The 21,910-nt window shown below is 58.6% G+C and carries 21 protein-coding genes; 5 read left to right on the top strand and 16 right to left on the bottom strand.

Annotation, left to right across the window (positions count from 1 at the left end; genetic code table 11):
• Window positions 1-78: 78 nt before the first annotated feature.
• From ruvB to IB254_RS09275, 8 genes are all read right to left on the bottom strand, one after another.
• A complete protein-coding gene (ruvB, locus tag IB254_RS09240) occupies window positions 79-1,140 on the bottom strand; it encodes a Holliday junction branch migration DNA helicase RuvB (protein ID WP_008027785.1) in 1,062 nt (353 codons plus the stop codon).
• The gene (gene ruvA, locus IB254_RS09245; protein ID WP_008027783.1) at window positions 1,141-1,755 is read right to left on the bottom strand and encodes a Holliday junction branch migration protein RuvA; all 615 of its coding nucleotides are present in this window, start codon (window positions 1,753-1,755) and stop codon (window positions 1,141-1,143) included.
• Window positions 1,756-1,870: 115 nt separating this feature from the next.
• Window positions 1,871-2,395: a crossover junction endodeoxyribonuclease RuvC gene (ruvC, locus tag IB254_RS09250; RefSeq protein WP_019693260.1), complete on the bottom strand. Its 525-nt coding sequence runs from the start codon at window positions 2,393-2,395 to the stop codon at window positions 1,871-1,873.
• A gap of 155 nt (window positions 2,396-2,550) precedes the next feature.
• On the bottom strand, window positions 2,551-3,297 hold the full coding sequence (locus IB254_RS09255) for a YebC/PmpR family DNA-binding transcriptional regulator (RefSeq protein ID WP_192417091.1): 747 nt from the start codon (window positions 3,295-3,297) through the stop codon (window positions 2,551-2,553).
• A gap of 120 nt (window positions 3,298-3,417) precedes the next feature.
• Complete coding sequence (aspS, locus tag IB254_RS09260) at window positions 3,418-5,193, bottom strand: aspartate--tRNA ligase (RefSeq protein WP_008029229.1); 1,776 nt, start codon at window positions 5,191-5,193, stop codon at window positions 3,418-3,420.
• Window positions 5,194-5,293: 100 nt separating this feature from the next.
• On the bottom strand, window positions 5,294-5,515 hold the full coding sequence (locus IB254_RS09265) for an FmdB family zinc ribbon protein (RefSeq protein WP_010457489.1): 222 nt from the start codon (window positions 5,513-5,515) through the stop codon (window positions 5,294-5,296).
• 136 nt (window positions 5,516-5,651) lie between these two features.
• Window positions 5,652-5,990 (bottom strand): ribbon-helix-helix domain-containing protein, encoded by a 339-nt coding sequence (locus IB254_RS09270; RefSeq protein ID WP_008029232.1) that lies wholly within the window; start codon window positions 5,988-5,990, stop codon window positions 5,652-5,654.
• Between the two features lie 259 nt (window positions 5,991-6,249).
• On the bottom strand, window positions 6,250-6,720 hold the full coding sequence (locus tag IB254_RS09275; RefSeq protein ID WP_008029233.1) for a Dps family protein: 471 nt from the start codon (window positions 6,718-6,720) through the stop codon (window positions 6,250-6,252).
• Between the two features lie 309 nt (window positions 6,721-7,029).
• Between IB254_RS09275 and IB254_RS29735 the strand changes: the two genes are divergently transcribed.
• Window positions 7,030-7,632: a cold-shock protein gene (locus tag IB254_RS29735; RefSeq protein ID WP_008029235.1), complete on the top strand. Its 603-nt coding sequence runs from the start codon at window positions 7,030-7,032 to the stop codon at window positions 7,630-7,632.
• A 61-nt stretch (window positions 7,633-7,693) separates the two neighbouring features.
• Here IB254_RS29735 and IB254_RS09285 read toward each other — a convergent pair whose 3' ends face one another.
• Both IB254_RS09285 and IB254_RS09290 read right to left on the bottom strand, forming a co-directional pair.
• Complete coding sequence (locus IB254_RS09285) at window positions 7,694-7,900, bottom strand: SlyX family protein (RefSeq protein WP_008029236.1); 207 nt, start codon at window positions 7,898-7,900, stop codon at window positions 7,694-7,696.
• A 3-nt stretch (window positions 7,901-7,903) separates the two neighbouring features.
• Window positions 7,904-8,329 carry an HIT domain-containing protein gene (locus tag IB254_RS09290; RefSeq protein WP_192417092.1) on the bottom strand — a complete coding sequence of 142 codons (426 nt, stop codon included), beginning with the start codon at window positions 8,327-8,329 and terminating at the stop codon, window positions 7,904-7,906.
• A gap of 916 nt (window positions 8,330-9,245) precedes the next feature.
• Between IB254_RS09290 and IB254_RS09295 the strand changes: the two genes are divergently transcribed.
• The gene (locus IB254_RS09295; RefSeq protein ID WP_192417093.1) at window positions 9,246-10,592 is read left to right on the top strand and encodes an OprD family porin; all 1,347 of its coding nucleotides are present in this window, start codon (window positions 9,246-9,248) and stop codon (window positions 10,590-10,592) included.
• A 75-nt stretch (window positions 10,593-10,667) separates the two neighbouring features.
• Here IB254_RS09295 and IB254_RS09300 read toward each other — a convergent pair whose 3' ends face one another.
• Window positions 10,668-11,510: a mechanosensitive ion channel family protein gene (locus IB254_RS09300; RefSeq protein WP_192417094.1), complete on the bottom strand. Its 843-nt coding sequence runs from the start codon at window positions 11,508-11,510 to the stop codon at window positions 10,668-10,670.
• Between the two features lie 139 nt (window positions 11,511-11,649).
• Window positions 11,650-12,135 (bottom strand): YajQ family cyclic di-GMP-binding protein, encoded by a 486-nt coding sequence (locus IB254_RS09305; protein WP_007906601.1) that lies wholly within the window; start codon window positions 12,133-12,135, stop codon window positions 11,650-11,652.
• Between the two features lie 140 nt (window positions 12,136-12,275).
• Between IB254_RS09305 and IB254_RS09310 the strand changes: the two genes are divergently transcribed.
• From IB254_RS09310 to IB254_RS09320, 3 genes are read left to right on the top strand one after another with little or no spacing between them, the layout of a single operon-like run.
• Window positions 12,276-13,193, top strand: a complete 918-nt coding sequence (locus IB254_RS09310) for a putative 2-dehydropantoate 2-reductase (RefSeq protein WP_192417095.1) — start codon at window positions 12,276-12,278, stop codon at window positions 13,191-13,193.
• A gap of 45 nt (window positions 13,194-13,238) precedes the next feature.
• Complete coding sequence (locus IB254_RS09315; RefSeq protein WP_008029248.1) at window positions 13,239-15,275, top strand: sensor histidine kinase; 2,037 nt, start codon at window positions 13,239-13,241, stop codon at window positions 15,273-15,275.
• Between the two features lie 2 nt (window positions 15,276-15,277).
• Window positions 15,278-15,859 carry a cob(I)yrinic acid a,c-diamide adenosyltransferase gene (locus IB254_RS09320; RefSeq protein WP_008029250.1) on the top strand — a complete coding sequence of 194 codons (582 nt, stop codon included), beginning with the start codon at window positions 15,278-15,280 and terminating at the stop codon, window positions 15,857-15,859.
• Between the two features lie 96 nt (window positions 15,860-15,955).
• Here the strand turns inward: IB254_RS09320 and IB254_RS09325 are convergent, their stop codons facing one another.
• The 4 genes from IB254_RS09325 to secA all read right to left on the bottom strand — a co-directional run bounded on the left by IB254_RS09325 (window position 15,956) and on the right by secA (window position 21,832).
• Complete coding sequence (locus IB254_RS09325; protein WP_192417096.1) at window positions 15,956-16,906, bottom strand: Nudix family hydrolase; 951 nt, start codon at window positions 16,904-16,906, stop codon at window positions 15,956-15,958.
• The gene (locus IB254_RS09330; protein ID WP_192417097.1) at window positions 16,903-17,535 is read right to left on the bottom strand and encodes a glutathione S-transferase family protein; all 633 of its coding nucleotides are present in this window, start codon (window positions 17,533-17,535) and stop codon (window positions 16,903-16,905) included. The genes IB254_RS09325 and IB254_RS09330 overlap by 4 nt, the downstream gene beginning before the upstream one ends.
• Window positions 17,536-17,756: 221 nt before the next feature.
• Window positions 17,757-18,974 carry a bifunctional glutamate N-acetyltransferase/amino-acid acetyltransferase ArgJ gene (argJ, locus tag IB254_RS09335; protein ID WP_192417098.1) on the bottom strand — a complete coding sequence of 406 codons (1,218 nt, stop codon included), beginning with the start codon at window positions 18,972-18,974 and terminating at the stop codon, window positions 17,757-17,759.
• Window positions 18,975-19,096: 122 nt separating this feature from the next.
• Window positions 19,097-21,832, bottom strand: a complete 2,736-nt coding sequence (gene secA / locus IB254_RS09340; RefSeq protein ID WP_032832795.1) for a preprotein translocase subunit SecA — start codon at window positions 21,830-21,832, stop codon at window positions 19,097-19,099.
• Window positions 21,833-21,910 lie beyond the last annotated feature (78 nt).

Below are 21,910 nucleotides of genomic sequence, written 5' to 3' on the forward strand. Positions count from 1 at the left end.
TCATTGATCTGCGGCTTTCTCGCGAAAGTACGGTCCTGGGACAGCACAATGCCCGAAAAATAAGCACGCAAAGATTAATTAATCGTCCACTGCATCAAGGAACTCGTCTACCACGGGCATCTCGCCCAATCGTGACGGAATGTTTAAACCAAAGTGCAGGTACGCATGCCGGGTGACCACCCGCCCCCGCGGCGTGCGCATGATGTAGCCCTGCTGGATCAGATACGGTTCCAGCACGTCTTCAATGGTGTGACGTTCTTCGCTGATCGCGGCGGCCAGACTGTCGACGCCCACCGGTCCACCGTCGAACTTCTCGATCATGGTCAGCAGCAGACGGCGGTCCTGGTGATCGAAGCCACGCTCGTCGACATCCAGCAGATTCAAGGCGAGATCGGCAATCGGTTTGGTGATGTGACCCTTGGCCCGGACTTCGGCGAAATCACGCACCCGGCGCAACAGTCGGTTGGCGATCCGCGGAGTGCCACGAGCCCGGCGGGCGATTTCGAATGCGCCTTCGGGATCCAGTGGCAAGCCAAGAATGTTCGCCGAGCGGCTGACAATCGTCGCCAGGTCGGCAGTGCTGTAAAACTCGAGACGCTGGACGATGCCGAAGCGGTCGCGCAACGGGTTGGTCAGCATGCCGGCGCGCGTCGTCGCCCCCACCAGCGTGAACGGCGGCAGATCCAGCTTGATCGAACGGGCAGCCGGGCCTTCGCCGATCATGATGTCGAGCTGGAAATCTTCCATGGCCGGGTACAGCACTTCTTCGACAATCGGCGACAACCGATGGATTTCGTCGATAAACAGCACGTCGTGCGGCTCAAGGTTGGTCAGCAGCGCAGCCAGGTCACCCGGACGCTCCAGAACCGGGCCCGAGGTGCTTTTGATCGACACACCCATTTCCTGGGCGATGATGTTGGCCAGGGTGGTTTTACCCAGGCCTGGCGGGCCGAAGATCAAAGTGTGGTCCAGGGATTCGTTACGCCCACGGGCAGCCTGGATGAACAGCTCCATTTGCTCGCGAACGGTCGGCTGGCCAATGTATTCGGCCAGACTGACAGGACGAATCGCCCGATCCTGGACTTCCTCGCGGTCGCGCGGGCCCGGCGTGGCGGCTATCAGACGATCAGCTTCAATCACTTAGATCATTCCCTTCAGGGCACGGCGAATCATGTCTTCACTGCTCAAACCTTTCTCCTTGATCGCGGAAATCGCCTTGCTGGCTTCCTGCGGCTTGTAGCCCAGGGAAATCAGCGCGCTGACGGCGTCATTTTCCGCGGTGGCGACCGGCGCAATATCCGGCCCGCCTGGCTGGTTTGGCACCAGGGCAAACATCGCAGGCACAGTTTCCCACGCCTTGAAGCGATCCTTGAGTTCCACCAGCAAACGCTCGGCGGTCTTCTTGCCCACGCCCGGCACCTTGGTCAGGGCCGAGGTGTCCTGGGACTGCACGCAACGTACCAGTTCATCGACTTCCAGACTCGACATCAACGCCAGGGCCAATTTCGGCCCTACACCATTGAGACGAATCAACTCGCGAAAAAAGTCTCGCTCACGCTTGCTGGCGAAACCATAGAGTAACTGCGCGTCTTCGCGTACGACCAAATGGGTGTGCAACGTCAGCGGTTCACCGACCGACGGCAAGCGATACAGCGTGGTCATGGGCACTTCAAGCTCATACCCCAGACCGTTTACATCCAGAATCAGGTGCGGCGGCTGTTTCTCAGCCAGTGTGCCGCGCAAGCGTCCAATCACGTTTCAGATCCTTGAGCGTTGGCCAGTTCGGTGGCTGGCGACTGACAGAACAAGGGTGTTGCGCCGACAACACAGGCACAAAACCCTCATTCCGTAAAAATGACTGCTGATGCTATCAGAGACGCAGGCGCCCGCCACGACTGCGTGCCGTGCCCAGACCATGAGGCAACAGGCTGGAACGGGTGTGAGCATGGCAAATGGCAATGGCCAGGGCGTCCGAGGCATCGATTTGCGGTTTGCTGGTGAGTTTCAACATGTGCATCACCATCATTTGCACCTGCTCTTTATTCGCTGCGCCGGTCCCGGTCACTGCCTGCTTGACCTGGGTGGCCGTGTATTCGGCGATTTCCAGATTCTCTTCGGCGCCGGCAACGATTGCCGCGCCTCGGGCCTGACCGAGTTTCAGCGCGGAATCGGCGTTGCGCGCCATGAACACCTTTTCGATGCCCATGGTCACCGGGCCGTAGGTCTGAATGACTTCACGTACGCCGCGATAGACGATTTGCAGACGCTCGTGCAACTCGCCGGAACCGGTACGAATACAACCCGACGCCACATACACGCAGCCGCGCCCGGTATCGCGTACCACGCCATAACCGGTGATGCGCGAACCAGGGTCGATACCAAGAATTAAAGTCATAACGCCTGCGGGTTGTAATGAATGTGCGTGGCGAACCCACAACACTGTAGGAGCGAGCCTGCTCGCGATGGACGTTAACGATAACGCGCCACACCTGAATTAGCGCGGCGCTCTCAGGTTTTTCGCGAGCAGGCTCGCTCCTACAGGGGACACCTTCAGCCGAGCTGCGCGGCCACCGACTCGGGGATATCCGCGTTGGAATAGACGTTCTGCACGTCATCCAGGTCTTCGAGCATGTCGATCAGCTTGAGGACTTTCTCGGCGCCTTCCAGGTCCAGTTCGGCACTGGTGGTCGGCAACATGACGATTTCCGCGTCATCACCTTTGAAACCGGCGGCTTCCAGAGCGTTACGCACGGAGTAGAAACCGGCGAACGAGGTGAACACGTCAATGGAGCCGTCTTCGTTCGTGACCACGTCATCGGCGTCGGCTTCCATCGCCGCTTCCATCAAGGCGTCTTCATCCACGCCCGGCGCGAAGGAAATCTGCCCTTTGCGCTCGAACAGATAGGCCACGGAACCGTCGGTACCCAAGTTACCGCCGCACTTGCTGAACGCATGGCGAACAGCCGCTGCGGTGCGGTTGCGGTTGTCGGTCATGCACTCGACCATCACCGCCACTCCACCCGGGCCGTAGCCTTCGTAGGTCAGCTCGACCATGTCATCAGTGTCGGCAGCACCGGCGCCGCGAGCCACCGCGCGATCGATGATGTCGCGGCTCATGTTCGCGCCCAGCGCCTTGTCCAGGGCCAGTCGCAGACGCGGGTTGGAGCCCGGATCACCGCCGCCCTGACGGGCAGCAACGGTCAGTTCACGAATCCACTTGGTGAAAATCTTGCCCTTCTTGGCATCCTGACGTTCTTTGCGGTGCTTGATGTTCGCCCACTTGGAATGACCCGCCATAACTCGCTCCGAATTCTCTTTGAAACATTGCCCGCCGCACACGAAGTGCCGGCCAGCAAACAAAAAATCTCGACCTGAAGAAAAGGCGCATCCCATGAGGATGCGCCTTCAGGGTCAGCCTTACTCAGCCTTTGGCGTTTCGCGCAGACGAATGTGCAGTTCGCGCAACGCCTTGGCATCGACCACACCCGGTGCTTGCGTCATCACGTCAGCAGCACTCTGGGTTTTCGGGAAGGCGATCACTTCACGGATCGACTGGGCGCCGGTCATCAGCATCACCAGACGGTCCAGACCGAAGGCCAGACCACCGTGCGGCGGCGCGCCGTATTTCAGGGCGTCGAGCAGGAAGCCGAATTTCTCTTCCTGTTCCGCTTCATTGATACCCAGCAGGCGGAATACTGTCTGTTGCATTTCCTTGCGGTGGATACGGATCGAACCGCCACCCAGCTCGGTACCGTTCAGAACCATGTCGTAGGCACGGGACAGGGCGGTCGCCGGGTTGGCTTCCAGCTCTTCCGGGGTGCATTTCGGCGCGGTGAACGGGTGGTGCAAGGCAGTGAAGCTGCCGTCGTCGTTTTCTTCGAACATCGGGAAGTCGACGACCCACATTGGCGCCCACTTGCAGGTCAGCAGGTCCAGGTCGTTACCGACCTTGATCCGCAGTGCACCCAGGGCTTCGCTGACGATCTTGGCTTTGTCGGCACCGAAGAACACGATGTCGCCATCCACTGCGCCAACGCGATCGAGGATCACGTTGAGGTTGGCTTCAGGGATGTTCTTGACGATTGGCGACTGCAGGCCTTCAACGCCTTTGGCGCGTTCGTTGACCTTGATGTACGCCAGGCCCTTGGCACCGTAGATGCCGACGAACTTGGTGTAGTCGTCGATCTGCTTGCGCGGCATGCTCGCTGCGCCAGGAACACGCAGGGCAGCGATACGGCATTTCGGATCGTTGGCCGGGCCACTGAAGACCTTGAAGTCGACTTCTTTGAGCTGGTCGGCAACGTCCACCAGTTCCAGCGGGTTACGCAGGTCAGGCTTGTCGGAACCGTAACGACGCATGGCCTCTTCGAAGGTCATGTGCGGGAATTCACCGAATTCCAGATCCAGCACTTCCTTGAACAGGTTGCGGATCATGCCTTCGGTGAGGCCCATGATGTCTTTTTCATCGAGGAAGCTGGTTTCGATGTCGATCTGGGTGAATTCAGGCTGACGGTCGGCACGCAGGTCTTCGTCGCGGAAGCACTTGGCGATCTGGTAGTAACGGTCGAAGCCGGCCACCATCAGCAGCTGCTTGAACAGCTGTGGCGATTGCGGCAAGGCGAAGAACGAGCCAGCGTGAGTACGGCTCGGCACCAGATAGTCACGCGCGCCTTCAGGGGTGGCACGGGTCAGGATCGGCGTCTCGACGTCGAGGAAACCGTTTTCGTCGAGGTAACGACGGATGCTGGTGGTCATGCGCGAACGCAGACGCAGCTTCTCGGCCATTTCCGGGCGACGCAGGTCAAGGAAGCGATAGCGCAGACGGGTTTCTTCGCCCACTTCGGAATATTCGTTGAGCGGGAACGGCGGGGTTTCCGATTCGTTCAGTACTTCCAGCTCGTAGCCCAGCACTTCGATCATGCCCGACGCCATGTTGGCGTTGCCGGCACCGGCCGGACGCAGGCGGACCTTGCCGGTCACTTTAACCACGTATTCACTGCGCACGCGGTCGGCGGCGGCGAAGGTTTCAGCGCGGTCCGGGTCGAACACCACCTGGGCCAGACCGTCACGATCACGGATATCGAGGAAAATCACCCCACCGTGGTCACGGCGACGGTGAACCCATCCGCAAAGGGTAATTTCCTGGCCTTCCAGGCTTTCGTTCAGTTGGCCGCAATAATGGCTGCGCATCATGGTAGTGGTTTCACTTCTCGTAATTCGAAATTCGGTTAGAGGCCTTGCACACGGGATGGTGCAAGAACTCGCACGTGTCGTTCAACTCAGGTTCCAGACCCTAGTCGGCTTTATCGCCGCCGGCCAGGTTCTTCTTGGAACCGGTCTTGAAATCGGTTTCGTACCAGCCGGTGCCGCTAAGGCGGAAGCCCGGCATGGACAGCATCTTCTTGAGCTCTGGCGCCTGGCAGGCAGGGCAGTCGACCAGCGGTGCTGCGCTGATCTTTTGAATGGCTTCCAACTGATGACCACAGGAAGCACATTGATAGTCGTACATCGGCATGGGGGTTGTCTCGGCGATCAGATTGCTACCGCACACGCTGGGTTTTGCGGCAAAGAGCGGGATTATATCCATTAAATGCAGCCTGTGCAGCCGTAAGACTGCACAGACTGACACGCGATGCATTCCGCCATCACGGCTAGGCCATGACGACGCAACTCCCTTCCTTCAGGCTGTGCACAACGCAGACAACCCGCACCAGCCCGCTGAAATTCTTCACCCCGCCGTGACGCAAATGCACTTCTCGATCCACGTGAGACAACAACGCACTGACCGAACAGCAATTGATCCTGGCCATTTCCCCCAAAATATCCCAATACACCTGCTCAAGCCGCAAGCAGGTGGCAAAGCCATTCAAGCGTACGGATCGGGATAATGGCTGGGCCAGGCCCATATCGAACTCACTGACAAACGGATCGATCCTTACATCCTTGAATGAACCGTTCCTCCCCTCGCTTCGCCTGTCTTCATAAACCATACCGTTGACACTCCTTTGCCATCCCTGGTTCTTATAAGAGTCATGCTGTGATTCTTATAAAAGCGCAGGCGCAAAGTTATATCCAGATGACTTTTTGACCATCCACGTAGGATAAGCCAACAACTGAAGGCGGATCATGGAGACCGTCCTAGTCCGGACAATTTCCTACATCTACTGGCGCAAGATCATTCAACGAAGAGAGGCCGATACGACAGCGCGCGGATAACACCTGCAAGGCACCATCCGCGCACTGAACGCGTTACTCATCCAGCAAAGCGCGCAACATCCATGCAGTTTTCTCGTGAACCTGCATGCGCTGGGTCAGCAAATCCGCCGTGGGCTCGTCGCTGACTTTGTCGAGCAGGGGGAAGATCCCCCGCGCCGTACGCGTGACGGCCTCCTGCCCTTCGACCAATTGCTTGATCATGCCTTCTGCGCTGGGCACGCCCGGCTCCTCTTTAATAGAAGAAAGGCGAGCATAAATGGAATAGGCACCCGGAGCAGGAAAGCCCAGCGCGCGAATGCGCTCGGCAATCGAATCGACCGCCAGGGCCAACTCGTTATATTGCTCCTCGAACATCAGGTGCAGGGTCCGAAACATGGGACCGGTGACATTCCAGTGGAAATTATGGGTTTTCAAATAAAGTACATAAGTGTCCGACAGCAGACGCGAAAGTCCGTCGACGATGGACTTGCGATCCTCTTCACTGATACCGATATCGATTGCCATGCTTTTCCCCTAAAGGTGATCAAATTCATCCGACAGGTGCAGGACCACTCTAGCAAGCCTGTCGCCACACCGCAGGCGAGAATGCCCCCCGCTCCCTGCGACATATCGCCCCCGATGCACCGCTGGACTCCCTGATTTGAGTAGCCGCAAGCTTTGCTGTTAAATAGGCAGTGTGTCGCAAAGCCCTATTTTTCCGGGCGTTGCGCATAGGCTGATAACGAGTACGTGCCCAACGCCTCTTATTGTTCTGAAGCGAACCGTACTCCATCAGCTCTTCCTTGTGATCCGTCTTAACGTGAGTTAATCAAAATGTTGAAAATCGTCCACCTGCTAATGGGCGCAGCGGCCCTGCTGCTGTCCTTCATCCCTAGCCTGCGATCCGAAGCTGTTCCTTACCTGCAACAACCCGATGCGCTTTACCTGGCCTTTTTCGGCCTGCTCAACCTTACCCTCGCACCTGTAATCCCTTACTGGAACAAAGGCCCGCGTCATCAACTGCAAAACCTGGTCAGCGCCCTGCTGGTTCTGACCGTCGTATTGCAAACCCTGACGCTGCTCGCGCCGATGCCTGTCATCGCCGGTCAACCTGCCGTACTGTTCAGCCTGGTGGCGGCCCTGATCGCCGTGCTTCTTCATCTGGCCATCAGCTTCTACAAATCTTCACCGGCCACCGCGTCGCCAAGCTATGACATGACCAACCGCGATACCGGCACCGTGAAGTGGTTCAACACTTCCAAAGGCTTCGGGTTTATTTCCCGTGATTCCGGCGATGATATTTTCGTGCATTTCCGGGCCATTCGTGGCGAAGGTCATCGCGTCCTGGTCGAAGGCCAGCGCGTGGAGTTCTCCGTCATGAATCGCGACAAGGGCCTGCAAGCCGAAGACGTGATCGCCGCTCTTCCGCGACGCTGATTCAAGGCTAAAAAAAACCGCGAACAGCCAGGCTGCTCGCGGTTTTTTTACGCCTGCATGTTCAGTAATGCGGCGGTGGCGCTTCTTCTTCGAACGTTTCGAACTGGCCGGCCATTTCCTCCTGGCGCTTGAGCAAGGCCGCCATTTGCAGTTGCAGACGCTCAACGGCACGCTGCTGCGTCGCCAGCACATCGCTCAATGCCTGGATGGTGTCATCCTGAAAGGCCAGTTGGCTCTCCAGATCGGTAACGCGTTCTTCCAGGCTCATGATTCAACCCTCCAGAAACGTAAAATCATCGGTCAACACCAGACGCAGCCGCTCGCGAATCACCGCGATCTGCTCTGCACTGTAAGGCTTCGCCGGGTGCTTGCCCCAGACCGGGGCCGGCCAGGCGGCATCCTCACGCTTGCGCACAATCACATGCATGTGCAACTGACTGACGACGTTACCCAGGGCCGCGACGTTCAATTTGTCCGCGTCGAACGAGTCCTTGAGCATTTCCGCCAGCGCGGTCGTTTCCTGCCACAGCTGCCGCTGATCAGCGACATCCAACTGAAATATCTCGCTGATATCGTCGCGACGAGGTACCAGGATGAACCACGGGTAGTTCGAATCATTGGACAACAGCAACCGGCTGAGCGGGAAATCCCCGATCGGTAACGTGTCTTGTTGAAGTCGTGGATCTAAAGCGAACACTGCGCGCACTCCCGTCTAGTCATCATTTTCAGCTTAGCGCCCCTCCACGCAGGACGACGCACCAAGCGACAGGACGGCAGCATACCTGTGAACACCACCGCCTTCACGACGAACCACGGTCGAAGGCCCATCGAAATTCGAGCGACCTGCGGAATGCGCGCCCCGACATGAGACATTTTTCGCAAGGGCGCACCATTACAGAACCGATGATCATGCAAAAAACGCTGAAATGACTGACAGACAACGACCTGTTCGCAATCACTCAGCAGTCATGCTGTATGAATTCAGTACAGCGATTAAAATTTTTTGCACCAAAACCGCACAGTGCGTCTACGCTGAGTGCGTCGGGTATCCGCCAATTACCCACTGGCGGGGTGAACCGGTAACGTTTTTGTTTGTCACGCAGTCGGCCAGGAGGGCGCAACACGATGCAAACCGTGGCGTCAAGCCCCATTAAAAGGTGCTTGTAACCCCCGGTTTTATGAGGTTTTTACGGTAACACGCAGGCGTTCAGAAAAAAAAACAGCAGTTTTCTGATTTGTGCACGCTTGTTGCATTCACACTCACATCGCCTGCAATGCAACCACTGGAAGTGGAAGCCTTCAGGCAAATAAAAACAGTGGCAGGGTTGCCCGATGGAGATTCAAACGTTTCACCAGGGACTCTTTTTACCGATGCTCACGCCTTGGAAAACAGCGATGACGTTGTCATTCCGGTTGCATTGGGGCTGTAAATTTGCGACATCTACCAAGCTGTTTGCGACGGGGTCGTAAAGAAGCTGAAAGGTTAGATACGCAAGTATCGCCAACATGGTCGGCGTGATATAAGTTTGCGCCGACACAAAAAGAAAGAGCCGCCCAGATAATAAAACAGGTGGGACGGCAGTACTCTTCTAAAACCAAAGGAGCAAATCACGATGCGCGTGATGAAGTGGAGCATGATCGCACTGGCAGTTGCAGCAGCAGCCAGTACTCAAGTGGCTACGGCCGCACCTTTCGTAAGTGACCAGGCTGAAGCCAAAGGTTTTGTTGAAGACAGCTCGCTGAACTTGCTGGTTCGCAACTACTACTTCAACCGTGACAACAAAGACGGCGCCCGCGACGTCAAAGACTGGACCCAAGGTATCTGGGGCACCTACAACTCCGGTTACACCCAGGGTACTGTTGGCGTTGGTGTTGATGCATTCGGTTACCTGGCCATCAAACTGGATGGCGGCGATGGCACTTCCGGTTCGGGCAACATGAGCCGTAGCGATACCGTTAACGCCAACGGTGGCCGCAACGTCAACGACAGCCAGGGTAAAGCAGGCGCGGCCATTAAATTCCGCGTTTCCAAAACCGAGCTGAAAATCGGCGACATGTCGCCAAGCACTGCTCCAGTGTTTGCTGTTGGCGGTTCCCGTATCCTTCCTCAAGTTGCCAGCGGTTTCCAACTGCAGAGCAGCGAAGTCAAAGACCTTGACCTCGAAGCCGGCCACTTCTACTCGGGTTCCAGCCAGGACAAAAACTCCCGTGACGGCGACCTGTGGGCAAACTATGCTGGCGTGAAAGCTGACAGCATGGACTACTTCGGTGGCAAGTACGGCATTACCGAAAACCTGTCCGCATCGCTGTATGGCGCCCAGCTGGAAGACATCTGGAACCAGTACTACGCCAACGTGAACCTCACCACTCCATTTGGTGGTGACACGTCGCTGAACACTGACTTCAACATCTATCGCACCACCGACACCGGTGATTCGAAAGCTGGTGACATCAGCAACACCGCATTCTCGCTGGCAACTGCTCTCTCGTTCCTGAAAGCGCACACCATCACCCTGGCCTTCCAAAAGGTTAATGGCGATACCCCGTTCGACTACGTCGGTATTGGCAAGAACAACCGCGGCGGCGACTCGATCTTCCTCGCCAACTCCATCCAGTACTCTGACTTCAACGCCCCTGGCGAGAAGTCTGCCCAGGTTCGTTACGACCTGAAAATGGCTGAGTACGGCGTTCCAGGTCTGAGCTTCATGACCCGTTACGTGAAAGGTTGGGACATCGACGGTACCCACACCCCAGCAGGCAGCGCTTACACCGGCCTGTACGGTGAAGATGGCAAGCACAACGAAACCAACTTCGAAGCCAAGTACGTTGTTCAGTCTGGCCCGGCAAAAGATCTGTCCGTTCGCTTCCGTCAAGCTTGGCACTTTGCTAACGCCGACGAAGGTGAAGGCGACGTGAAAGAGTTCCGTGTGATCGTCGACTACCCACTGTCGATTTTGTAATCGCATCCAGTTAGTTTGCGGTAACAAATAAAAAGGCCCATCTTCGGATGGGCCTTTTTGCTGCCTGCTTGTTACTTACTGCACCGCAGATTCCTGCACCACTCGAATCATCCGCTGTGGAAACGGGATATCGATGCCGGCCGTTTTCAACCGGTCACGGGACTGTTCATTAAACATGAACATCACATCCCAATAATCCGCCGTCTTCACCCACACTCGCAAAGAAACAGTGATCGAACTGTCGCCCAGGGTAGAAATGACAGCTTGCGGAGCCGGCTCAGCCAGGATGCGTTCATCCTTGGCCAGGTCCAGCAATACTTCACGGGCCTTCTGCAAGTCCGCTTCGTAATCCACGCCCACATCAAACACAACCTTGCGGGTGGGTTGACGGTTAGTGTTGGTGATAATGCCGTTCGACAAGTTGCCGTTCGGGACGATGATGGTCTTGTTATCGCCAGTGCGCAGTACGGTGTGGAAAATCTGAATGCTGTCGACCGTACCGGCAACACCTTGAGCTTCGATCCAGTCGCCAATACGGAACGGACGGAACAACAGAATCAGCACGCCACCGGCGAAGTTCGCCAGGCTGCCCTGCAACGCCAGACCGATGGCCAGACCGGCCGCACCGATTGCAGCTACGAAGGAGGTGGTTTCGACACCGATCATCGACGCCACGCTGACGATCAGCAAAATCTTCAGAATAATGTTCGCCAGGCTGCTGATGAAGCCTTGCAGCGCCAGGTCAGCGTTACGCAACGCGATCAGGCCGCCCAGTTTCTGCGTCACTTTGTTGATCAACCACCAGCCGATGGCCAGAGTGATGATCGCCAGCAGCACCCGGCTGCCGTATTCCATAATCATCGGAACCCAGGCTTGGGACGCCTTGACCAGGTTGTCCACTTCAGCATTCAAGTCCATCTACATTCTCCTGATTTCCGGCCACACGGCACGCGAAAAAAATAAGCGGCAGAAAGGCTGCTCCCGTTCGGGGGCAGCCGTTCTGCCGCTGCTTGGGCCTCGGACGCCGAAAACGCCGAGAGGTTCCCGCCTGAAAAAATCAGTCGCGGAAGTTGTTGAACTGCAACGGCATGTCGAATGTCTTGGCGCGCAGGGCTGCGATGGCTTCCTGCAAATCGTCACGTTTCTTGCCGGTAATGCGCACTTGCTCGCCCTGAATGGCGGCCTGCACCTTGAGCTTGGCGTCCTTGACGTGAGCGACGATTTTCTTCGCCAGCTCTTTGTCGATGCCTTCCTTGAGAACGGCTTCCTGTTTCATCAGCTTGCCCGACGCATAGGCATCCTTGACTTCAAGGCACTGCACATCGATCTTGCGCTTGACCAGCGCCAGCTTGAGGATCTCAATCATTGCTTCGAGCTGGAAATCGGCTTCAGCGGTCAGGTTGACGGTCAGGTCCTTTTCCTTGAACTCGAAGGTGCCCTTGCCTTTCAGGTCATAACGACGATCGAGTTCCTTGACGGCGTTCTCGACCGCGTTGGTGACTTCGTGTTTGTCCAGTTCGGATACCACGTCGAACGACGGCATGTAATCTCTCCAATAAAGGGCGCGCTCGATCAAGATGGAGCACGCCTGGCTTGCGGTTAAAATCCGCGCTGATTATAACGGGTCTTTCCCATCATTCACTGCGAGCGTCCGATGCGCGCCTCAAACAGAGCAAAAAGCTGATGTCCACCACCTGGCATGTTCTGGGCGCCGGCAGCCTCGGCACCTTATGGGCCACGCGTCTGGCGCGGGCCGGAGTGCCGGTCCGGCTGATCGTGCGGGATGCGCCGCGCTTGCAGGCTTATCAGGCTGCGGGCGGCTTGACGCTGGTGGAGCACGGCGAAGCAACAACGTATGCCATCCCCGGCGAAACTACCGACAGCGATGAGCCGATCAACCGCCTGCTGGTGGCCTGCAAAGCCTACGATGCCGAGCAGGCCGTGGCCCGGTTGGCGCCGCGCCTCGCGCCCGGTGCCGAATTGATCCTGTTGCAGAACGGCCTTGGCAGTCAGGACGCCGTCGCCGCGCAGGTGCCGCAAGCGCGCTGCATTTTTGCTTCGAGCACTGAAGGCGCGTTTCGCGACGGTGACTGGCGCGTGGTATTCGCCGGTCACGGTTACACCTGGCTGGGGGATGCCGGTCATCCTGTGGCACCGATCTGGCTGGATGACGTGAGCGCCGCCGGGATTCCACACGAATGGAGCACCGACATTCTCACAAGGCTATGGCGAAAACTCGCACTCAACTGTGCGATCAACCCACTGACAGTGATACACAATTGCCGCAATGGCGGATTGCAGAACCATCACTGTGAAGTCGCCACCCTCTGCGGCGAACTGACCGAATTGCTTGAACGCTGCGGCCAACCGGCAGCGGCCGAAGACCTCCAGCAAGAAGTGGAGCGGGTCATTCACGCCACTGCAGCCAATTTCTCGTCGATGTACCAGGACGTTGCGAATCAGCGCCGGACCGAAATCAGCTATCTGTTGGGCTATGTGTGCAAAGTGGCTTCGCGACACCGACTGAACCTGCCGCACCTCAATCAACTTGAAGCACGGTTGATCGCCCATCTGCACAGCCTTGGATTGCCCAGCGACTGAGCAGCGGCTACGCTGGCCACTTGTTCCTTTTCAGCGATAAACCTGATGCCATTGCGCCAGCGCCTTGAAAACCTTCCCGTCGGCCAGAAACTGCTGGCCGCCCTGCTGGTGCTGTTGACCACCGTTTTGCTGGTCGCCAACCTGACCTTTATCAGCGCCGCGTACTACATTTCCCAGGAAAGCATGGCGCCCCAGGCCTTGCAGACCATCGGCCGACTGGTGTCCAACCCGAGCCTGGTGGCTGAAGCGCTGCAGTCACCACAAAATGCCGAGCGGCTGCTCAATGAGCTCAACAGTTATTCACCGCTGCGCGCGGCAGCCCTGTATGACGGCAAGGGCGAAAGGCTGGCGCAGTTGCAACGTGGCGATCATTTGGGCCTGCCCGAGCGTTACCGCCACATCGAATCCTGGCAAGCCACCGAATTTCGCAGCAACCAAGTGATCACCCTGCCCCGTCCCGGCACCGCGCCCGGCCATCTGCTGCTGGTCGCCAGCAGCGAATTGCCGATGGCCTTCTACACCGGGACCCTGACTGCCAGCCTCGGCATTCTGATCTTCAGCGTGCTGTTATGGCTGGTGATCGCCCGGCAGATCAAACGCCTGATTACCCGGCCGATCCACCAACTCGAAGAGCTGTCCCGGCAAGTGACCCGGGAGGAGAACTACGCCCTGCGCGCCTCACGCGGCAACCATGACGAAATCGGCAGCCTGGCCGAGGCGTTCAACACCATGCTCTCGCGTATCGAGGCACGGGAGCAGCAACTCAAACGGGCACGGGACGAATCCCAGGCCGCTTACGATCAGGCCCAAGGCCTGGCCGAAGAAACCCGCCACACCAACCGCAAACTGGAGCTCGAGGTCCAGGTGCGCAGCAAGATCGAGAAGAAACTCACCGGGTTCCAGAATTACCTCAACAGCATCATCGACTCCATGCCATCGGCGCTGATCGCCCTCGACGAGCAGCTCTACGTGACGCAGTGGAATCAGGAGGCCAGCGCCCTCTCCGGCACACGCCTGGATGAAGCGCTGAATCAGCCGATCTTTCTCGCCTTCGAACCACTCAAGCCGTTTCTGCCGCAGCTCAAGCAAACCGTCGAGCAGCACACGGTGGCGAAGATCGAACGCGTGACCTGGCTCAAGGACGATGAGCCCAAGCATTACGCCCTGACCTTTTACCCGCTGATGGGCGGTGCCGGTCGTGGTGTGGTGATCCGCATCGACGACATCACCCAGCGCCTGTCGTTGGAGGAAATGATGGTGCAGTCGGAAAAAATGCTCTCGGTGGGCGGCCTCGCCGCCGGCATGGCCCACGAAATCAACAACCCGCTTGGCGCGATCCTGCACAACGTGCAGAACATTCGTCGACGCCTGTCCCCGGACTTGCCAAAAAACCTCGAACAGGCCGAACAAGTCGGCGTTGAGCTGGATACGGTCAACGAGTACCTGAAAGTACGTGAGGTGCCGCAGCTGCTCGACGGCATTCAACAGGCGGGCGCCCGGGCGGCGAAAATCGTCACCCACATGCTTAGCTTCAGCCGCCGCAGCACCCGGCAAATGGCGCCGTGCGATTTGCCGGCGCTGATCGATCAAGCCGTGGAAATCGCCGGCAACGACTTTGACCTGGCGATTGGCTTTGACTTCAAGGGTCAGGCGATCATTCGTCAGTTCGACCCCGCTCTGGGCCCCGTGCCCGGCACCGCCAACGAACTTGAGCAGGTGCTGCTCAACCTGCTGAAAAACGCCGCGCAAGCCATTCACCAGCGCGAGGACGGCTGCGAGCCGGGACGGATCATCCTGCGGACCAGACTCAATCCGCCGTGGGCGGAAATCCAGGTCGAGGACAATGGCATCGGCATGAGCGAGAGCGTGCGCAAACGCACCTTCGAACCCTTCTTCACCACCAAGGAAATCGGTCAGGGCACCGGGCTCGGCTTGTCGGTTTCGTATTTCATCATCACCAACAACCACAAGGGTCAGATGGAAGTGCAATCGACCCTGGGCCAGGGCACGTGTTTCACCTTGCGCCTGCCGTTGACGAGCACCCCGCTCGTTTCTCAAGAACTCAATCAGCTTTCGAGGTAACCATGGGCTTTCGCTTGTCGAAGATCTACACCCGCACCGGCGACAAAGGCGAAACCGGGCTGGGCGACGGCCGCCGCGTGCCCAAGGACCACCCGCGGATCGAGGCCATTGGCGAAGTCGATTCATTGAACAGCCAGGTCGGCGTGCTGTTGGCCGGGCTCGAAGCGGAACGTGGAAAGTTTCCCGGATTAAACGAAGTGATCGAGGTTTTGGCGCCTTGCCAGCATCGGTTGTTCGATCTCGGTGGCGAACTGGCCATGCCGGAATATCAGGCGTTGAATGCGGCAGAAATCGAACGCCTGGAAGCAGCGATCGATGTGTGGAATGAAGAGCTGGGGCCGCTGGAGAACTTCATTCTGCCGGGTGGTTCGGCGCTGATTGCGCAAGCGCATGTGTGCCGAAGCCTGGCGCGCAGTGCCGAGCGCCGGTGTCAGCATTTGAATGCGCTTGAACCGTTGGCCGGGGTTGGCCTGGCGTACATCAATCGGTTGTCGGATCTGTTGTTTGTGGTGGCGCGGGTGATTGCCAGGCGTCAGGGGATTGCGGAGATTTTGTGGCAGCCTGCTGCGAAACCTGGAGTTTAATTGGCGCCCTTAAGGACGCCATCGCCGGCAAGCCGGCTCCTACAGAAGGATCGCGTAACCCTGTAGGAGCCGGCTTGCCGGCGATGAGGCCGCCCGCTACACCAAAGAATCCGGCCAGAACGCCCGAATCCCCGCCACACCCTGGGCGCCTGCCGCCCAAGCCTGATCAACTTGCGCCGGCCCGACACCGCCGAGCAAGAACACCGGCTTGCTGAAACCTTCGATCAACGTTGCAGCCTGCTCCCAACCCAGCGGCTGAGCCCCCGGATGCGTCAGGGTCGGCTGCACCGGTGACAGGGTCACAAAGTCCACGCCCATCTGCTCGGCCAGCGCCAGTTCCTCGGCGTTATGGCAGGACGCCGCCAACCAGCGCGATGCCGGTAGCGGACGACCGGCCGCTGCGTATTTGCGCAGCTGTGCCGAGGTGATGTGCCAACCGGCCGACGGGAAATCGCCCAACCATTCGAACGGTCCCTTGATCATCAACTGCGCCTTGCCGGCACACAGCCCGGCCGCGTCCACCGCCAGATCACGGTATTTCGGGTCGTAGCCGTTGGGCGCCCGCAGCTGGATCAACTTGATGCCGTTGGCGATGGCTTTCTGAATACCGCGCAGCAGCGCTGGGGTTTCCAGATCTTCAGGCGTAATCAGGTAAGCCGCAGGCAATCGCGCCGCCGCAACGATTGGCTGGTTGGCGGCCGGAAACTCATAGCCTGGCAGATCACGCGGTGCCACCCATTCCAAAGGCTGGCCTTCGGCACCGTGAGGTTCGCCGGAAAAATCCGAGACCTCCCAGACATCCAGCAACACTTGTTTGTCCGGATAGTCATGACGGACCTTGATCAGCGGTCGAGCGGCATTGACCACAATCCCCAGTTCTTCATGAAGCTCACGGGCCAGCGCAGTTTCCACGGACTCGTCGGCCTCGACCTTGCCACCCGGGAATTCCCAAAGACCGCCCTGATGCTGAGTGTCGGCGCGCCGGGCAATAAGGATCTTGCCGCTGCTCTCGCGGATAACCGCCGCGGCTACGTGTACTCGTTTCACTGCCCGACCTCCTCCAGACCCGCCTTTTGCCAGGCCTTGAAGGCTGGCCATTGGTAGATCGTTTCGACGTAGGCCTCGTCCGCCACCGGCAACTTCACCTGGTAGGTGCGAAGGCGCACGGCAATCGGTGCGAAGAAGGCATCAGCCAGGGTCGCGCGGCCAAACAGGTATGGACCGGTTTCGGTCGCGGCTGCGCGGCACTCGGCCCACAACGCCAGCATGCGTTCGATGTCCGCCTGGACGTCGGCCGGGACTGGCGACAAAGGTGCGTCGCGGCTCAGGTCAAACGGCATGTTGCCGCGCATGGCGAAGAAGCCGGCGTGCATTTGTGCACAGGCCGAACGTGCCTGGGCGCGGGCCGCGACGTCTTTGGGCCAGAGGCCGGCGTCAGGGAATTGTTCGGCCAGGTACTCGGCAATCGCCAGGGAATCGGCGATGGTGCCGTGCTCGGTTTTCAGCAACGGGACTTTGGCGGTCGGCGAATGCTTGAGCAACTGCTCGCGAGTGTCCGGCTGGTTCAGTTTGATCAATTCTTCGGTGTACGGGGCGCCAGCCAGGTCAAGGGCCAGGGCGCCGCGCAGGGACCAGGAGGAATGCAATTTGTCGCCGATGATCAGGTGCAAGGACATGCTAGGTGCCTTCTTGTCAGAGGGGACGAGCCAGAATCTCTGGAGTCCGGTCGGCCGTCATCGCGGGCAAGCCCGCTCCACAGGGATCTTCGTCAGCCGCCAATCTTGCGACCGACCGGGTCAACTGTAGGAGCTGGCTTGCCAGCGATAGCGGTAGCGGCCTCAACACATCAATCGCAGATGAAGACGCCTTCGCCGGCAAACCGGCTCCTACAGAGTAATCAGGTACGGTACTCGGCGTTGATCTTCACGTATTCGTGGGACAGGTCCGTAGTCCAGATGGTTTCGCTGCAATCGCCGCGACCCAGTTCGATACGGATGGTGATTTCTTCCTGCTGCATCACCGCTGCGCCCTGGGCTTCGGTGTAGGTCGATGCGCGGGCGCCACGGCTGGCGATGCAGACTTCGCCGAGGAACACGTCGATCTTGCTCACGTCCAGGTTCGGTACGCCGGCACGGCCAACGGCAGCCAGGATGCGGCCCCAGTTAGGGTCGGATGCGAACAGTGCGGTCTTGATCAGCGGCGAGTGCGCCACTGTGTAGCCGACGTCCAGGCATTCCTGGTGATTGCCGCCGCCGTTGACTTCGACGGTGACGAATTTGGTCGCGCCTTCGCCGTCACGCACGATGGCCTGGGCCACGTCCATGCACACTTCGAACACAGCCTGTTTCAGCTTGGCGAACAGTTCACCACTGGCGGAGGTGATTTCCGGCAGTGCCGCCTGACCGGTAGCGATCAGCATGCAGCAGTCGTTGGTCGAGGTGTCGCCGTCGATGGTGATGCGGTTGAACGACTTGTTGGCGCCGTCCAGCAACAGGTTTTGCAACACGTCGCGGGAGACTTTGGCGTCGGTGGCGATGTAGCCGAGCATGGTCGCCATGTTCGGGCGGATCATGCCCGCACCTTTGCTGATGCCGGTAACGGTGATGGTCACGCCGTCATGCTGGAACTGGCGGCTGGCGCCCTTCGGCAGGGTATCGGTGGTCATGATGCCGGTGGCGGCAGCTTCCCAGTTGTTCACCGACAGGTCGTCGAGAGCGGCTTGCAGCGAGCCTTCGATTTTCTCGACCGGCAGCGGCTCGCCGATCACACCGGTGGAGTATGGCAGCACCAGGCTGGCATCGACGCCAGTCAGCTCAGCCAGTTTCGCGCAGGTGCGCTCGGCGGCGGCCAGACCCGGTTCGCCGGTGCCGGCGTTGGCGTTGCCAGTGTTGGTCAGCAGGTAACGCACCGGACCTTGCACACGCTGCTTGGCCAGGATCACCGGAGCGGCGCAAAAGGCGTTCAGGGTAAACACGCCTGCCACGGTGGAACCTTCGGCGCAGCGCATGACCACGACATCCTTGCGTCCAGGACGCTTGATGCCGGCCGAGGCAATACCGAGTTCAAAACCGGCAACCGGGTGCAACGTTGGCAAAGGACCAAGACCAACAGCCATGAATGCGCTCCTTAATAAATGATGTCTGCACCGCTTTCAGGAAGAACGGTGGTGTAAATGGCAAAACGCCGCGACGGCTGATGCCGGTCGCGGCGCGGGTATTTCAGCGTATGAAACGGGTTTTACTGGATCTGCCCGTGGCAATGCTTGAACTTCTTGCCCGAACCGCAGTAGCACAGTTCGTTACGGCCCAGCTTCTGTTCGTTGCGAACCGGTGCGGTGGCGAGGGCTACATCGAGCTCTTCACCCAGCTGTTCCGGTTGATCGAGACCAGGTGCTTCAGCGTGCTCGAACTGCATGCGCGCCGCCAGTGCTTCGGCTTCCTGGCGCAGGCGTTGCTCTTCTTCGATCGGATCTTCGCGGCGGACCTGAACGTGCGACAGCACACGGATCGAGTCGCGCTTGATCGAATCCAGCAGCTCGGAGAACAGCGTGAACGACTCGCGCTTGTACTCTTGCTTCGGGTTCTTCTGCGCATAGCCACGCAAGTGGATACCGTGACGCAGGTGGTCCATGGTCGACAGGTGGTCTTTCCACAGGTCGTCCAGCACGCGCAGAACGATTTGCTTCTCGAAGGTGCGCAGCGCGTCGGCGCCCGCCTGGTCTTCTTTCTCGTTGTACGCCGCGATGAGCTCCTGCATCAGCTTCTCGCGCAGGGTTTCTTCGTACAGGTGATCGTCTTCGTCGAGCCATTGCTGGATCGGCAGCGCCACACCGAAGTCGCTCTGCAATGCCGCTTCCAGACCCGCCACGTCCCACTGCTCAGGCAGCGATTGCGGTGGAATGTGGGCGCTGACAGTCGCGTTGAGTACGTCCTGACGGAAATCGGCGATGGTTTCACCGATGTTGTCGGCGGCCAGCAACGTGTTGCGCATGTGATAGATCACTTTACGCTGTTCGTTGTTGACGTCATCGAACTCGAGCAGTTGTTTACGAATGTCGAAGTTGCGGCCTTCAACCTTGCGCTGAGCCTTCTCGATGGCGTTGGTCACCATGCGGTGCTCGATCGCTTCACCGGACTGCATGCCCAATGCTTTCATGAAGTTCTTCACCCGGTCAGAGGCGAAGATGCGCATCAGGCTGTCTTCCAGCGACAGGTAGAAACGGCTGGAACCGGCGTCACCCTGACGACCTGCACGACCACGCAACTGGTTGTCGATACGGCGCGATTCGTGACGTTCGGACGCAATCACCTGCAAGCCACCCGACTCCAGCACTTGCTGGTGACGCTTCTGCCAGTCGGCCTTGATCTGGGCGATCTGCTCCGGCGTCGGGTCTTCCAGGGACGCGACTTCCACTTCCCAGTTGCCGCCCAACAGAATGTCGGTACCACGACCGGCCATGTTGGTGGCGATGGTCAGTGCGCCTGGACGACCGGCCTGGGCAATGATTTCGGCTTCTTTTTCGTGGAACTTGGCGTTCAGGACCTTGTGCTCGATCCCTTCCTTCTGCAGCAGCGCAGACATGTGTTCGGAAGTTTCGATGGTTGCAGTACCCACCAGCACCGGACGGCCGTGAGTCATGCATTCCTTGATGTCGTTGATGATCGCCGCGTATTTCTCTTCGGCGGTCAGGAACACCAGGTCGTTGTAGTCTTTACGCGCCAAAGGCTTGTTCGGCGGGATCACCATGACCTGCAGGCCGTAGATCTGGTGGAATTCGAATGCTTCGGTGTCTGCGGTACCGGTCATGCCGGACAACTTGTTGTACAGACGGAAGTAGTTCTGGAACGTGGTCGACGCCAACGTCTGGCTTTCGGCCTGGATGTTCAGGTTTTCCTTGGCTTCGATGGCCTGGTGCAGGCCTTCGGACAAACGGCGACCCGGCATGGTACGACCGGTGTGTTCGTCGACCAGGACAACCTGACCGTCCTGCACGATGTATTCAACGTTGCGGTTGAACAGTTTGTGCGCACGCAGGCCGGCATAGACGTGGGTCAGCAGGCCCAGGTTATGCGCCGAATACAGGCTCTCGCCTTCAGCCAGCAGGCCGACGCGGGTCAGCATGTCTTCGATGAACTGGTGACCGGCTTCGTTGAGTTCGACCTGACGGGTCTTCTCGTCGACGGTGTAATGGCCAGCCTTGGTGACTTCGCCTTCGACTTCTTCGACGTGCAATTGCAGCTGCGGGATCAGTTTGTTGATCTCGATGTACAGCTTCGAGCTGTCCTCGGCCTGACCGGAAATGATCAGCGGGGTACGGGCTTCGTCGATGAGGATGGAGTCGACTTCGTCGATCACGGCAAAGTTGAGTTCGCGCTGGAATTTTTCTTCCATGCTGAACGCCATGTTGTCGCGCAGGTAGTCGAAACCGAATTCGTTGTTGGTGCCGTAGGTGATGTCGGCGGCGTAGGCCTGACGTTTCTCTTCCGGCGGCTGGAAAGGTGTAACCACACCGACCGTCATGCCGAGGAATTCGTAGAGCGGACGCATCCAGTTGGCGTCACGACGGGCCAGGTAGTCGTTCACGGTAACAACGTGCACGCCTTTGCCGGACAGCGCGTTGAGGTAAACGCCCAGTGTGGCCACCAGGGTCTTGCCTTCACCGGTACGCATTTCCGCGATCATGCCTTCATGCAAGGTCATGCCGCCGATCAGCTGGACATCGAAGTGGCGCATACCCATGACGCGCTTGCCGGCTTCACGGGCGACCGCAAAGGCTTCTGGCAGCAGCTTGTCGAGGGTTTCCCCTTTGGCGATGCGGGCCTTGAACTCATCCGTCTTGGCACGCAATTGATCGTCCGAAAGGGCCACCATTTGCTCTTCGAAGGCATTGACGAGTTGCACCGTCTTGAGCATGCGTTTGACTTCACGCTCGTTCTTGCTTCCAAAAAGTTTCTTTAACAAAGGCGCAAACATATCGGCAGGATCTTCCACACTAAAGGGATGGAGGGCGGCCCCGTGAGTCGCCCGTGCAGCCCTCATGGCCGCATGCGA

This window comes from Pseudomonas sp. PDM03, from assembly GCF_014852385.1.
Taxonomy (GTDB): Bacteria; Pseudomonadota; Gammaproteobacteria; order Pseudomonadales; family Pseudomonadaceae; genus Aquipseudomonas; species Aquipseudomonas migulae.

Bases quoted from the DNA above. Each gene is read 5' to 3' on its own strand.
- ruvC (WP_019693260.1), bottom strand. From the start codon at position 2,395: ATGACTTTAATTCTTGGTATCGACCCTGGTTCGCGCATCACCGGTTAT.
- IB254_RS09255 (WP_192417091.1), bottom strand. From the start codon at position 3,297: ATGGCGGGTCATTCCAAGTGGGCGAACATCAAGCACCGCAAAGAACGT.
- aspS (WP_008029229.1), bottom strand. From the start codon at position 5,193: ATGATGCGCAGCCATTATTGCGGCCAACTGAACGAAAGCCTGGAAGGC.
- IB254_RS09265 (WP_010457489.1), bottom strand. From the start codon at position 5,515: ATGCCGATGTACGACTATCAATGTGCTTCCTGTGGTCATCAGTTGGAA.
- IB254_RS09270 (WP_008029232.1), bottom strand. From the start codon at position 5,990: ATGGTTTATGAAGACAGGCGAAGCGAGGGGAGGAACGGTTCATTCAAG.
- IB254_RS09275 (WP_008029233.1), bottom strand. From the start codon at position 6,720: ATGGCAATCGATATCGGTATCAGTGAAGAGGATCGCAAGTCCATCGTC.
- IB254_RS29735 (WP_008029235.1), top strand. From the start codon at position 7,030: ATGTTGAAAATCGTCCACCTGCTAATGGGCGCAGCGGCCCTGCTGCTG.
- IB254_RS09285 (WP_008029236.1), bottom strand. From the start codon at position 7,900: ATGAGCCTGGAAGAACGCGTTACCGATCTGGAGAGCCAACTGGCCTTT.
- IB254_RS09295 (WP_192417093.1), top strand. From the start codon at position 9,246: ATGCGCGTGATGAAGTGGAGCATGATCGCACTGGCAGTTGCAGCAGCA.
- IB254_RS09300 (WP_192417094.1), bottom strand. From the start codon at position 11,510: ATGGACTTGAATGCTGAAGTGGACAACCTGGTCAAGGCGTCCCAAGCC.
- IB254_RS09305 (WP_007906601.1), bottom strand. From the start codon at position 12,135: ATGCCGTCGTTCGACGTGGTATCCGAACTGGACAAACACGAAGTCACC.
- IB254_RS09310 (WP_192417095.1), top strand. From the start codon at position 12,276: ATGTCCACCACCTGGCATGTTCTGGGCGCCGGCAGCCTCGGCACCTTA.
- IB254_RS09315 (WP_008029248.1), top strand. From the start codon at position 13,239: ATGCCATTGCGCCAGCGCCTTGAAAACCTTCCCGTCGGCCAGAAACTG.
- IB254_RS09320 (WP_008029250.1), top strand. From the start codon at position 15,278: ATGGGCTTTCGCTTGTCGAAGATCTACACCCGCACCGGCGACAAAGGC.
- IB254_RS09330 (WP_192417097.1), bottom strand. From the start codon at position 17,535: ATGTCCTTGCACCTGATCATCGGCGACAAATTGCATTCCTCCTGGTCC.
- argJ (WP_192417098.1), bottom strand. From the start codon at position 18,974: ATGGCTGTTGGTCTTGGTCCTTTGCCAACGTTGCACCCGGTTGCCGGT.
- secA (WP_032832795.1), bottom strand. From the start codon at position 21,832: ATGTTTGCGCCTTTGTTAAAGAAACTTTTTGGAAGCAAGAACGAGCGT.